Below are 12,595 nucleotides of genomic sequence, written 5' to 3' on the forward strand. Positions count from 1 at the left end.
TATTGATTTTTAATCAATTATGTTTTTTGTCGTGTACTAAACAAATTGCTAATAAAAAAAGCGCCCCCATTACTGAAAGCGCCTTAAAAGTAGAAAACTTAACCCTAACATATTAATTCATATCAAATCTTATGCCAAGCGAAAGGTTATTCTGGTCAACTGCATTGTTTGCAAAAACAGGCTGCAGGTCGTACTTGGCATAAAGGCTTATTTCGCCGTAACCTATGTAGGCGCTTACGCCATAAACGAAATCATTAACGTTATAATCTCCTTTTTCTTTGTGCTTTACATTGCGGCCATCTTCGCTATATTTTGTGATCTGCTTTTCCTTTACATTAAAGCCGGCATAGCCACCAAGGCCTATACGGAAGCCCTGGTGCGTAGGGAAATAGGTTTTATCGCCATTCATTTTTTTAGGGGTAAAATCAAACTCAAGGTGCACCGGAACGACGAGGTTTACATACCTGAAACGGCTTAACTTCAGGTCGCGCCCGCTTTCAGCCAGCACTGTCTGCCCGTCGTCTGTAGTAGTAAATATGCGGTCATTTTCAGGTCGCAGGTTATTATACTGCAGCGAAAGCCCGTATTTGGCATGCAGCAGGTTGTTGTTTTTAAAAATCCTTGTATTAAAAGTTAATCCCCATTCATAAAAATCAGAACGGTCCTTAAAATTGTGCTGGTCTATTTTATCATTTGCCACAAGGCGGTTAATCCCAAGGGCAAACACAAACTGGGATGTTGTCCTTTTAAAGCTGTATTGTTTTACAGTGTCATTTTTTGTTTTATCCTCTACATTATCCCCTTTTTGGTATGAAAATGAAAACTTGTGCTTCCTTTTCTCCGTAGCTATTTTACCATCCACTTTGTCTTTTACCAGTTCGCTAAGTTTCTGCTCTTCTGTGGCTACACGCTCTTCTATATTGCGTGCGCGCTTTTCGGCAAACTCTTTCTTTCTTTTTTCAGCTTCGGCAGCAGTTATATCACCTTTTTCAAGAAGCTGGTTTACGTTATCAACCTCAATTTTAAGTGAATCTTTCTGCTCTTTTGTTATCTGGTCCATGTTTTTGGCTATAATGTGCACCCTGTCTTCAAATGTTTCCTGCGCACTAAGTTTGCTAGCCAGCAGGCATAGCGCCGCCACTACATAAAAAATAATTGTTTTCATGTTTTTTGATGATTTGAATTATATAAATTATTGATGATTCCTGTTTGCCAGCGATGTCTTAATAGTGTTGTAATTTTTAGTGATAGTATTCAGGGCTTTTGTCCGGAAGCTCTCATCAAGCTCGCCTTCCACTGAAGAAAGCAGTGCATTGGCATCTACCTTAATAGCTTTTTTCTTTGGGGCAGGTGTATTTTGGGCAATATCATTATCTGCCGGTTTCTCCGGGGCTACTGCTACTGCAACGGTGTTTTCTGTTGCCGGATTATTAACAATAGAGCTGCCGGACTCATTACCCGCATTGTGGTGTACCGGATCAGCGGTATTTATATAGCTGTTGGTTTTAGCCGAAGGTTTCCCTTTATTTACCGCTACGCCTATCGGCACAGTATCATTAACATTAACAGCGGCTGGCATCTTATTATTTTCTTCTTCTGTTTGTTGTACTTTATTGTGATGAGGCAGTACGGGATTGGCAGGAGCCGTAACTATAGTGCCCCCGCTGTTTACCTCAAAATCCTCTTCCTGCTTATAATTCGTTTTAAAGAACAGCGCACCCAGTAATACAAAGCCGGCAAAACCAGCTGCTATATAAAGCCATGTCTTTTTGCGGGGCTTCTTTTTGTTTTCAGCAACCGAAAGCATTGCATCCAGCCTGTCCCACGCCATTTTGCCAGGCTCAATTGTCCTTTTAGCCAGCTTTTCCCTAAATTCTTTTTCCAGTTTATTCGGTTCCATTGGAATAATTCTTTAATTTCATGATTTGTTCCTGCAGCATTTTCCTCGCATGCGACAGCTGCGATTTTGAAGTCCCTTCACTTATACCCAGCATTTTTGCTATTTCCTGGTGCTTAAATCCCTCTATGGCATAAAGGTTAAATACCATTTTATATCCGTCAGGCAGGGTATCGATCAGTGATTGTATGTCCTCAACCGAAAAATGGCTCTCAATGTTATTAAAAGTATCCTCAACATAAAACTCATCTTCCAGGAAACTCACTTTTTTACTTACCCTGATATACGATATGCATTCGTTGATCATGATACGCCTTATCCAGCCCTCAAAACTTCCTTTGTGTTCAAAGGAACCCAGGTTAGTAAATACCTTCATAAAGGCAGTTATCATAACATCTTCTGCCTGGTGCAGGTCTTTTATATACTGCCTGCATACGCTAAGCATCCGGGGTGCATACCTGCCATATATCTTCTGCTGGGCATGGCGGTTGTTATCCACTGCCTGTTTTATGATATACTTCTCCTCCTGATGTAAGGCAATTACTTTCAAAACCTGTTTACAGTTTGTTCAATACCTTAAAATTACATTTTATACCCGACTTCTATTAGCATAGACGAATATAATTGTAAAAAGGTTGCATGGGAGTAAAGAAATTTATGCCAATGAGTGGAAAAAACTAAACTTTCCTGTCGATTACATAATTTACCATCATGATAAGGGCTTCTTTGTAAGGAGAATCAGGATAATCTGCCAGCAATTGCAGTGCCTCCTGCTGAAACTGCACCATTTTTTGCTCCGCATAGCCAAGGCCATTTTTTTGCTTTACAAAAGCTATAACTTCCTTCACCCTTTTTTTATCCTTATTGTGGTTCTTTATGGAATTTATGAGCCACCTTTTTTCAGTATCGGTGCAGGTATTGAGCACATGGATAAGCGGCAGGGTCATTTTCTGCTCTTTAATATCTATACCTGTCGGTTTCCCTATAGCATCATCCGTATAATCAAAAAGGTCATCCTTTATCTGGAAGGCCATACCGATAAGCTCACCAAAGCGCCGCATATTCTCAATATGGGGCCCTTCAGGCACAACCGAACACGCACCTAATGAGCAGCAGGCAGCAATCAGGGTAGCCGTTTTTTGACGGATAATCTCATAGTATACTTCTTCCGTAATATCAAGCCGACGGGCTTTTTCAATTTGCAGCAGCTCGCCTTCGCTCATTTCACGCACAGCAACCGATATTATCCGTAACAGGTCGAAATCACCATTATCTATAGAAAGTAATAACCCTTTTGAAAGCAGGTAATCGCCAACCAGTACTGCAATTTTGTTTTTCCACAACGCGTTGATGGAAAAAAAGCCCCTCCGTTTGTTACTGTCGTCAACAACGTCATCATGTACCAGTGTTGCCGTGTGTATAAGCTCTATTACCGAAGCTCCCCTGTAGGTACGTTCATTTACCTGACCGCCGGAAACCATTTTTGCGGTAAGGAACACGAACATGGGGCGCATCTGCTTTCCTTTCCGGTTAACTATGTAGTAGGTAATACGGTTGAGTAGTGCCACTTTGGAAGACATGGACTCATGAAACTTTTTTTCAAAAAGCTCCATTTCGAGTAGTATTGGCTGCTTTATCTGCTCCGTAATTTTCATGGCTGGTGCAAAGATAATAATACTTTTTAGTGTTTCACCCAAAAAGCCTGCAGTTAGTAGATCGCCGCATCATTTTTATTGGCAAGCTGCCCGCAGGCTGCATCAATATCCTTGCCCCTGCTGCGGCGCACTTTTACTACAATATCATTCTGTTCCAGCGCCCTTATATAGTTATCTATAGCTTCAGGTTCAGCCTGCCTGAATTCCCCGTCATCAATAGGGTTATATTCAATAAGGTTAACCTTGCAGGGCACATATTTGCAAAACCTTACTAAAGCATCAATATCTTCTTTGCGGTCATTTATGCCTTTCCATACCACATATTCGTAGGTTATGCGGCTTTTGGTTTTTGTGTACCAGTATTGCAATGCCTCGCGGAGTTCTTTTAAGGGAAAGTTCTCACTAAAGGGCATAATGCGGGAACGTACCTCATCAATAGCGGAATGAAGTGATACTGCCAGCTTAAATTTTACGCCGTCATCTGCCAGTTTCTTTATCATTTTGGGGATGCCTGAAGTGGAAAGTGTTATCCGTTTTGGCGACATGCCCAGTCCTTCCGGAGAAGTAATTTTCTCAATTGCTTTGATAACGTTATTGTAGTTCATAAGCGGCTCGCCCATTCCCATAAATACAATATTCGAAAGCGGCCTGTTGTGGTACAGCCTGCTTTCATTATCTATGGCTACCACCTGGTCATAAATCTCATCAGGATTAAGGTTGCGCATGCGTTTTAACCTTGCCGTGGCACAAAAATTACAGTCAAGGCTGCAGCCCACCTGGCTTGATACACATGCGGTAGTACGTGTTTCGGTTGGTATAAGTACTGATTCTACAACCAGGCCATCGTGCAGCCTGACGGCATTTTTTACAGTGCCGTCATTGCTGCGTTGTATATGGTCAACCTTTATATGGTTTATAATAAAATGCTCTTCCAGCAGCTGGCGGGTTGTTTTTGCCAGATTGGTCATGCCCTCAAAGCTGTGCACGCCTTTGCCCCAAAGCCATTCATATACCTGGTCTCCCCTGAAGGCTTTATCTCCATTTGCCGTAAAGAAATCCCGTAGTTGTTCCTTCGTAAGCGTCCTTATATCTTTCTTCTCCTTTTGCATAGGGCAAAGGTACAACTAAAATCATACCGTGCTAAAGCTATTATTCTTTAACAAGCTTAAAGCTGGCCTGGCCACCAGTTGCTGAATCTGTCAGTTTCAGGATATAAACCCCGTTGGCTGACTGCGATATGTTTATAGTGCTAGAACCTGTTTCAAGTTTACCTGACTGTACCTGCTGCCCCAGCACATTGTAAAGGCTGTAGGATACGGAAGACTGCATACCTGTTATGCTAAATACGCCTGATGAAGGGTTAGGATATACTTTAACCGAAGCTTTAAGCATATTATCATCAACAGACATGGCATTATCAAGCCTGAAAGCAACTGATTCGGTGCTGCCAAAAGCGCCTCCCTGGTAAATGATATTAGAACCGGTTGAAAGGGTGTAACTGCCATCTCCAAAATCACAGCATATACCATCAGATTCGGAATCATTGATAGTAAAGGTATAACATCCGGCCGTATTTAGTACGAAAGTCTGGTTAATGGTCTGGAAGTTGCCATAGTTACCACCGCTATACAGGGTAGTTCCCGATTCATTTTTAAGTGTCCATGAAGTTTCATTACCAAATGAATCCGTAACAAGATTCAATGTAACGTTGGCTACAGGATAAACATTTATATTAAAAGTTGTTGAAACGGTATTATCAGCAGGATTAAGGTCAGTAGCCCCATTGGGCGAAGCAATAGTTGCGTTGAGTATATTAGCGCCGGAAGCCCCTGTAAGCGACGGCAGCGTTATATCAGCAGCATTACCTGATGTAAGGTTACCGGACCAGTTAAATATTGCCGGCGTGCCGCCATTTAACGAGTAGCTTATTTGAGCTGAAGTTAATGGCTGAACACCCCTGTTGATTATTTTTAAAACTGGTGAGAATGTATTGGCGCAAGCTGCAAGATTAAGATTTACTATCTGAGCCTTAGCGTCAAGTGCAAGTAATTGCTGTGTTGGGTAATGATCTACAGTAATCGCGTTTGTGTTAGTGGGATCGAGCCAGTCCCTGAGCCTTGAAGCGGCTGTAGTACCGGCATTCCATGAAACATCGAACCTGCCATAATAGTCCGGTGAATTATTATCATTAAGCCCGTTACAAGCGGAGAGACCACCATACAGCTGACCTACAATACGGCCATTCTGATCAAAAAGAGGAGAGCCAGAAGAACCGCCTTCGGTCACTCCCAAATCCCAGTCGGCTACCCTCCAGGATAACACTCCATCAAAAGTAGCGGTAGTTGGCGGATTCAGGTCACGGCTCACTTTCATGATATCACCGGCCGGGTGGTGGATTCCAAATGTAGATGTAGCAGCTGTGGTACTCCTGTTCCACCCTGCCCAAACCAGGTTCCATGAAGAAGGAAGGTTAGCCGTAATCTGTACCAGGCAGAAATCAGACTGTGCGCGCCTGGCCCTAAGCTGGGCGCCACTTACCGTCTGGTAGAAGTTAGGTGCATTAGTAATGCTGTTCGCATTACCTGCACAAACGGGGTTAGGGCTGATCCAGTTAAACCTAAAAGCCCACTCGGCAGGATTTGAGTAGCAGTGGTCAGCCGTAAGGAAATAGGGTGTTCCGTTATTGCCGGTGTTATTGATAAGCGCGCCGGTACAGAATCCGGAGTTATCGGTAATCATGAGCCCGACAGCTTTTTTATTGATTTCTTTAAGATTTTCAATCCCGCTTACAAAACAATCCACATCATAATTGCAATTACCGGAGGCATTGAGGTCATCATCAGGTGATTTTTGCATATCTTCAGCAGTCCTGTAACCATGTATTACTTTAAATATTTCGAGTTTTCCCTGACCCGCTTTGGCTGCCGGCTCAAAATATTCAATCCATACGTCATCTCCCTGTACCAGCCAGGTCCCTAAAACCCTTGTTTCATTATTCTGCCGGGCATCATAAGCCCCAAGCAGGTCTGTGCGGCTGTTATTGTACAGGTACACTTTGCCGCCTTCGGGCATATAATAATCACTGAAAAGGAAATTAAGGGTTTTCGCACCACGAGATTTAAACCTAATCCTCCATATCCTGTCACCATTGGGTAGTGTATGCCACTTTCCACTGTTAGCAAGGTTATGGTCTACTATGAATTCATACCCAAAACGCCAGGGTATATCTTTGCGATGTTCATTCGCTTTATCCTCGTCTTTTAGCGCTTTCAGGTCAAAAGACGGCATTTTTACCGGCATTACCTGTTCAAGGTTATTCAGCTTCCAGCTATAGGGCTTACCTTGGTTAGTGACCTGGCTGTACCCAATTGAGAATAGAAATATTAAAATAAGCAGCGTAATCTTTTTCATCATTTTTATATTTGGCCGTAAAAATAATATATAGTTTAAGACCAAACAAAAAATATTACGTTTTCCTCAAAGAACATAATTTTGGCTTCATTACCTTTGCAGTAAAACAAAATCCATGCATTTTATTTCGGAAGAACTGGAAGAATATGTGGCTCAACATTCAGGAAATGAGCCTGAACTACTAGCTTTACTCAACAAAGAAACCCACCAGAAAATATTACAGCCGCGGATGCTGAGCGGGCATTTTCAGGGGAGGGTATTAAGTATGCTTTCAAAACTGGTAAAGCCACGGCATATCTTAGAAATAGGCACCTATACCGGATATGCCACATTGTGCCTTGCCGAGGGCCTGCAGGAAGGCGGTACGCTTGACACTATTGACAATAACGAAGAACTCGCAGATTTCCAGAAGAAGTATTTTGACCGGTCAGAATGGAAAGGCCAAATCATACAGCACCTGGGAAATGCACTTGATATAATACCGCAGTTGAATAAAAAATTTGACCTGGTATTTATTGATGCCGATAAAGAAAACTACATCAATTATTTCCACATGGTACTCCCGATGATGAACCGTGGGGGAATAATCCTGTCAGACAATGTGCTTTGGAGCGGCAAAGTGATTGAGCCGGTAAAGCAAAATGACAAAAGCACGCTTGTATTGCTGGAGTATAATAAGCTATTAAAGGATGACCCGCGGGTAGAAACTGTCCTGCTACCTGTCAGAGATGGGCTCACTGTTAGTAGGGTGGTCTAATGCTTCTTTTTCCGGGAACCACTTGTCACGCAGGTAGCGATACAGCAGCAGCATTAATGAAGCGGTAATCAGTCCCCACACATAACCCATAAGTATATCGCCCGGATAATGGAGCCCAAGATATATCCTGCTGTAAGCAAACACCAGCGGCCATATAAAGATGAAGCCCATATATTTGAGGTAAGGCCTTAGCACACGGAACAGGAAATAGGCGCAGGCCATAGAATTGGAAGCATGGCCCGAAATAAAACTGTAAGAACTGCGCTTTTGCACCGTCCTGATAAAATGGGCAATCTCCGGATTGTTGCCCGGCCGGAGCCTCTGAAAGCCTGTCTCTAAAAAGTCAGTCATATTAAAAAGTATGGCAACACCCAGTATAAAAACAAAGGATACAACCAATATCAGATGCCAGCCCCTGCTTTTATAAACAGCATAAAGGATCAATACAATTACCGGAATCACCATCAGTTGCTTTAGCTGGAAACCGCCTTTAAAGAAGTTGGTGGTTTGGTCAGTCAGTATAATAAGCAGGGCTATGAGGCCCAGTACCAGAAGCGCATGACGCCGTCCCAGCCTTTTGAAAGCCAGCCAGGCAATAATGGCAAATATGGGTATCCAGTTAAATTGTTTTGTAATGAACAGCCAGAAACCGTCAAAGGGTTTTGAGCCCAGCGCGTTAAGCCACACAAAAAGGTCACGGTCAAGTTCAAGCAGCCTCTCAAGCATTAATTCTGTCGTTTTATAGGACCCGACATATCTTCAATATCCTGTTTTACCTGCTCTATTTCACGGGTAATTTCACCGGCAGTATCGGTTGTGCCTATTTCTGTAAATGATTTTTTTATGCCGTCAACATCGGCGCTTTTATGTATCTCGCTCTTAATTTCGTTAGTGGCATTTTTAAGCTGCTGCATCCCGCGGCCCAGGTTACGGGCTATTTCAGGCACCTTGTCTGAACCGAAAAGCATGAGCACCACCAGTATTATGAAGAATAACTCTCCCCCTCCTATTCCAAACATAGATTCAGATTTTTATACTCACAAAGTTAGTATAAATACGTTTTTATTTATCTGCCGGATGCGTATTAATTTCCCTTTCATGTAAGTTTAACGCACGTTACCATAAAAAATCCCATCAGGCCGATGGGGATTGTACATTTATTCTGCCGCCGAAGTTTCAGCGTCTTTATTTATCTTCTTCACAAGGCCCTGCAACACATTACCCGGACCAACCTCAATAAATTGGGTGGCGCCGTCAGCAATCATGTTCTGTACGCTCTGTGTCCACTTTACAGGCGCTGTAAGCTGAATTATCAGGTTGGCCTTTATTTCTTCAGGGTCTGTAACTGCCGTAGCGGGTACGTTCTGGTATACCGGGCATACCGGTTTAGAAAATGCAGTTTTCGCAATAGCCTCAGCCAGTTCTTCGCGGGCCGGTTCCATCATGGGGGAATGGAATGCCCCTCCTACCGGCAGTATCAGGGCCCTTTTGGCACCCGCAGCCTTTAGCGCCTCGCAGGCACGCTCCACAGCCGATGTTTCTCCTGATATTACAAGCTGGCCCGGGCAGTTATAATTTGCGGCAACAACAATCCCTTCCACAGAGTTGCACACATCTTCCACTACCTTATCTTCAAGGCCCAGCACTGCCGCCATGGTGGACGGGGTTATTTCGCAGGCTTTCTGCATAGCCAGCGCCCGCTGGCTTACCAGCTTGAGGCCATCTTCAAAAGTCAGCGCCCCGGCAGCCACAAGTGCTGAAAATTCACCAAGCGAATGCCCTGCCACCATATCAGGCCTGAAGGTTTCACCCAGTGTTTTAGCCAGGATAACCGAGTGCAAAAAAACCGCCGGCTGGGTTACTTTGGTTTCTTTTAGCTGTTCAGCAGTGCCTTCAAACATTATATCTGTGATACGGAAACCCAATATGTCATTAGCTTTTTCAAAAAGCTCTTTTGCTTCGCCCGATCTTTCGTACAGTTCTTTGCCCATTCCTGTAAATTGGGCTCCCTGGCCGGGAAATATGTATGCTCTCATTTTGTTTGTTTTAGTTTTCAGCAAAAATAGGATTTTTTCATTACTGTCTGTTTCGGGGTTTGTAACAAATGTGATATATTTAAGCCTAATAGTAAATACTAAAAACAAAACTATATGAAAAACATTTATGCTGTACTATCTGTTTTAGTCATTGCATTCCTGTTCTTTTACTTTGGCATGCCCGTAATAAACTACGGTTTTATAAAGCTGCCCCTGCTACTGTTGCTGCTGCTTATTTTTGCTGCATTTTTAACTATCCGATGGCAGACAGAGCGCAATAAAACAAAGGCTATTTTTTCACCTGTGCACCGCATACTGGTTTATGCCATGATAGTGATAGTGCTTTACATAACCATTGTACCCCTTGTAACCACAGCGCCCATATTCAGGAGTAAAGCTTACCGCGGACTTATAGGCAATGTAAAGAATGGCACTGAAATGTCAAACCACATAGCGCCGCTATCCGTAAACAGGGTACGAGTGGTTGACCAGGAGCTCGCCCACCTTCTTGGCGAAAAAATAATGGGCTCAGAGCCTGCGCTGGGCAGCCGCACCGAGCTTGGGAGGTTCTCTATACAAAAAGTGAACGGGGAACTGTACTGGGTGGCCCCGCTCCTTCACTCCGGCTTCTTTAAGTGGCTGAACAACCGCGAAGGCACTGACGGATATGTGATGGTTTCTGCCACTAATGAGCGTGATGTTAAACTGGTACAGAAGGTTAATGGCAGGCAGCTTTCAATAAAATACCAGCCTAATGCCTTTTTCGGCAGTTTTATTGAACGGCACCTGTACTTCAACGGCTATGCTGCCACCGGGCTTGACGATTATACCTTTGAAATAGATGACGAAGGGAACCCTTTCTGGGTGGTAACCAAGTATAAAAAAGAAGTAGGCTTTGCCGGCGATAACGCCACAGGTGTTGTGGTTGTTGATGCCGCAACAGGGAATATCAAGGAATATAATATTAAAGATACACCGGAATGGATAGACAGGATACAACCCGAAGAATTTATATCGGAACAGCTTGATGACTGGGGCGAATATGTGCATGGCTATTTCAATTTTTCGAACCAAGACAAGCTGGTGACCACAGAAGACCTTACCCTGGTGTATGGTGAAGACAACAAATCCTACTGGTACACGGGTGTATCTTCAGTCGGAAAAGACGAATCTGCTGTGGGCTTTATACTGGTTGATACCAGAACAAAAGAGGCAACACTCTACAAACAAAGCGGCGCTACCGAATATGCCGCCCAAACTTCTGCGGAAGGTAAAGTACAGGAGAAAGGATACAGGGCATCATTACCTGTTCCTTATACCATAAATAACATCCCAACCTATGTAATGACCCTGAAGGATGATGCAGGGCTGGTAAAAATGTATGCCATGGTAGCCATTGGCGATTATACCATAGTTGGGGTTGGCAATACCATGCAGGAAACGCTCATGTCATACAAAAATGTCTTTAATATGTCGGGCAACAGGATAAACCCCAACAAGCAATCAGACAGGACAACCCTGAAAACTGTAGTGGCCAGGATACAAAGCGACATTAAAAACGGCAACAGCTTTTACTATTTTACCGTGAACGGCAACCCCAAGATTTTTATAGGCTCAAGCCAGATATCCAATGAGTTGCCGGTTACTGCAGCGGGTGACAGTATAACCATATCGTTTGACGAAGATAATGGTGAAGTTATTGATGTTTCCAGCTTTGACAACAGGAGCTTAGGAAAAAGATAATAAAGTCTGCCTCAAAGAGGCAGACTTTACTTTTTTATTGGACCTTAACAGCCGCAGCCGCGTGTTTTGCCTTTTCCACTATTTCATCAACAGGTGTACCCACGGCATTATATGCCAGCGCCACACCCATCCTGCGGTAAGGCCTTGAGGTTGGCTTACCGAATATCCTGAAATCTGTTTTGGGCAGGGCCGCTATAGTTTCAAGCCCAGTGTATGTTGGGTTATCACTATTTTCCGAGGCAAGTATCACAGCGCTGGCTCCGGCTCTCTCCAAAGTTATTTCAGCTATGGGGAGGCTTAATATAGCCCTCAGGTGCAGCTCAAACTCGTTGAAATTTTGAGTCCCTGCCAGTGTTACCATACCGGTATCATGAGGGCGGGGCGACAGTTCAGAAAAGTAAACACCTTCATCCGCAAGGAAAAATTCTACACCAAACAATCCTGCTCCTCCTAAGGCTTCGGTAACTTTACGCGCCATGCCCTGTGCTTCGGCTATGTCTTTATAAGATACATTAGCCGGCTGCCAGCTTTCCTGGTAATCGCCACGCTCCTGCCTGTGGCCTATAGGCGGACAAAACAGTGTGGGGCCGTTGTTTTGGGTAACTGTAAGTAATGTAATTTCCGAATTGAATTTCACAAACGCCTCAACAATAACCTCAACAACGTCCCCACGGGAACCCTCAACGGCATACTGCCAAGCCTTCTCAATATCCTCTTCTGATTTTATAGTGGATTGTCCTTTTCCTGAGGAAGACATCAGTGGCTTTACAACGCAGGGCATGCCAACTTCCATCACTCCCTTTTTCAATTCTTCCGCTGATGTGGCGTAGCGGTAGTTGGCCGTTCGCAAACCGAGTTCTTTAGCGGCAAGGTCACGAATGGCTTTACGGTTCATGGTAAAGTTAGCCGCTTTGGCCGATGGCACCACTGTTATCCCCTTTTTTTCATATTCATAAAAACGCTCTGTACGGATAGCTTCTATTTCAGGCACAATAAAGTCGGGCTTGTGTTTGGCTACTATGGCATCAAGTGCTGTACCATCAAGCATATTAATTAACGTGAGTTCGATATAAAAAAGTTGTCTGTTTTGAATGAA

Annotated in this window: 12 protein-coding genes; 2 read left to right on the top strand and 10 right to left on the bottom strand. The window is 43.7% G+C overall.

Annotated elements, in window-relative coordinates:
- Window positions 1-112: 112 nt before the first annotated feature.
- The 6 genes from CHU92_RS03615 to CHU92_RS03640 form a co-directional block, all read right to left on the bottom strand.
- On the bottom strand, window positions 113-1,165 hold the full coding sequence (locus CHU92_RS03615; protein WP_094412697.1) for a hypothetical protein: 1,053 nt from the start codon (window positions 1,163-1,165) through the stop codon (window positions 113-115).
- Between the two features lie 27 nt (window positions 1,166-1,192).
- Entirely contained in the window at window positions 1,193-1,900 is a 708-nt protein-coding gene (locus CHU92_RS03620; RefSeq protein WP_094412699.1) for a hypothetical protein, read from the bottom strand.
- Window positions 1,887-2,447 (bottom strand): RNA polymerase sigma factor, encoded by a 561-nt coding sequence (locus CHU92_RS03625; protein ID WP_094412701.1) that lies wholly within the window; start codon window positions 2,445-2,447, stop codon window positions 1,887-1,889. Before CHU92_RS03625 ends, CHU92_RS03620 begins: the two co-directional genes overlap by 14 nt.
- A 127-nt stretch (window positions 2,448-2,574) precedes the next feature.
- On the bottom strand, window positions 2,575-3,552 hold the full coding sequence (locus CHU92_RS03630) for a polyprenyl synthetase family protein (RefSeq protein WP_094412703.1): 978 nt from the start codon (window positions 3,550-3,552) through the stop codon (window positions 2,575-2,577).
- Between the two features lie 53 nt (window positions 3,553-3,605).
- Window positions 3,606-4,661: a 23S rRNA (adenine(2503)-C(2))-methyltransferase RlmN gene (gene rlmN, locus CHU92_RS03635; RefSeq protein WP_094412705.1), complete on the bottom strand. Its 1,056-nt coding sequence runs from the start codon at window positions 4,659-4,661 to the stop codon at window positions 3,606-3,608.
- Between the two features lie 40 nt (window positions 4,662-4,701).
- Entirely contained in the window at window positions 4,702-6,966 is a 2,265-nt protein-coding gene (locus CHU92_RS03640; RefSeq protein ID WP_094412707.1) for a T9SS type A sorting domain-containing protein, read from the bottom strand.
- Window positions 6,967-7,078: 112 nt separating this feature from the next.
- On the opposite strand from CHU92_RS03640, the gene CHU92_RS03645 reads away from it, so the two are divergent.
- The gene (locus tag CHU92_RS03645) at window positions 7,079-7,720 is read left to right on the top strand and encodes an O-methyltransferase (protein WP_094412709.1); all 642 of its coding nucleotides are present in this window, start codon (window positions 7,079-7,081) and stop codon (window positions 7,718-7,720) included.
- Here CHU92_RS03645 and CHU92_RS03650 read toward each other — a convergent pair.
- The 3 genes from CHU92_RS03650 to fabD all read right to left on the bottom strand — a co-directional run bounded on the left by CHU92_RS03650 (window position 7,679) and on the right by fabD (window position 9,756).
- Complete coding sequence (locus tag CHU92_RS03650) at window positions 7,679-8,446, bottom strand: phosphatase PAP2 family protein (protein WP_243389551.1); 768 nt, start codon at window positions 8,444-8,446, stop codon at window positions 7,679-7,681. The two genes, CHU92_RS03645 and CHU92_RS03650, sit on opposite strands and share 42 nt — an antisense overlap.
- Entirely contained in the window at window positions 8,446-8,739 is a 294-nt protein-coding gene (locus tag CHU92_RS03655) for a Sec-independent protein translocase subunit TatA/TatB (protein WP_094412711.1), read from the bottom strand. Before CHU92_RS03655 ends, CHU92_RS03650 begins: the two co-directional genes overlap by 1 nt.
- 138 nt (window positions 8,740-8,877) lie before the next feature.
- Window positions 8,878-9,756 carry an ACP S-malonyltransferase gene (fabD, locus tag CHU92_RS03660; RefSeq protein ID WP_094412719.1) on the bottom strand — a complete coding sequence of 293 codons (879 nt, stop codon included), beginning with the start codon at window positions 9,754-9,756 and terminating at the stop codon, window positions 8,878-8,880.
- Between the two features lie 114 nt (window positions 9,757-9,870).
- On the opposite strand from fabD, the gene CHU92_RS03665 reads away from it, so the two are divergent.
- A complete protein-coding gene (locus CHU92_RS03665; protein ID WP_094412713.1) occupies window positions 9,871-11,499 on the top strand; it encodes a hypothetical protein in 1,629 nt (542 codons plus the stop codon).
- Between the two features lie 34 nt (window positions 11,500-11,533).
- Here the strand turns inward: CHU92_RS03665 and purT are convergent.
- Window positions 11,534-12,595 (bottom strand): formate-dependent phosphoribosylglycinamide formyltransferase (gene purT / locus CHU92_RS03670; protein WP_129582999.1); only part of this gene is annotated, 1,062 nt, incomplete at its 5' end.

The sequence above is a fragment of the Flavobacterium cyanobacteriorum genome (genome assembly GCF_002251835.1).
Classification (GTDB): Bacteria; Bacteroidota; Bacteroidia; order Flavobacteriales; family Flavobacteriaceae; genus Flavobacterium; species Flavobacterium cyanobacteriorum.